General features: G+C 50.1%; 1 protein-coding gene. It reads right to left on the bottom strand.

Annotated elements, in window-relative coordinates:
* On the bottom strand, positions 1 to 511 hold a 511-nt coding region (tnpC, locus tag QQK21_RS21810; RefSeq protein WP_284194280.1), incomplete at both ends, for an IS66 family transposase.

Consider the following 511-nt stretch of genomic DNA (forward strand, 5'->3'; position numbering starts at 1 on the left):
CATAAACACCATAGCCATCGGTTTGCAGATAACCATCATAGTCGCCCAAGAAGGCTACAGGGCGCGACCTCGCGCGACTGTTTTGATAGTCATACAAGACGATATTTCTCACATTAGGGAATGCGGCACCTGGCGAGTCCGCCCCTGAGCAGTAAAGCCACATATAACATTGCTTGTCTTCCTTGAGGACATTGAGCGGCGTTTCATCCGCCTGAACCACTATTTGCTCGAGTAGGTGCGTTTTTAAGGCCGCGTAAAGCGGGGCGAACTTCTCACTGACTTGGATAACCCACCTTGCCATGGTGGTTCGTGAGAGTTCGATACCCGATTGGGTAAACAGGGATTCTTGGCGGTAAAGTGGCATCGCGTATTGATATTTTCCGAGGATGATATTGGCCAACAAGCTTTCTGTCGCGAAGCTTTTAGGGATAATGCTTTGCGGCGCTGACTTTTGAACGATGCGGCTGTTGTCCTGAGTTTGCTCGCATTGGCGGCAAGCATATTTAGGACG

Source organism: Vibrio zhanjiangensis (genome assembly GCF_030161235.1).
Classification (GTDB): Bacteria; Pseudomonadota; Gammaproteobacteria; order Enterobacterales; family Vibrionaceae; genus Vibrio; species Vibrio zhanjiangensis.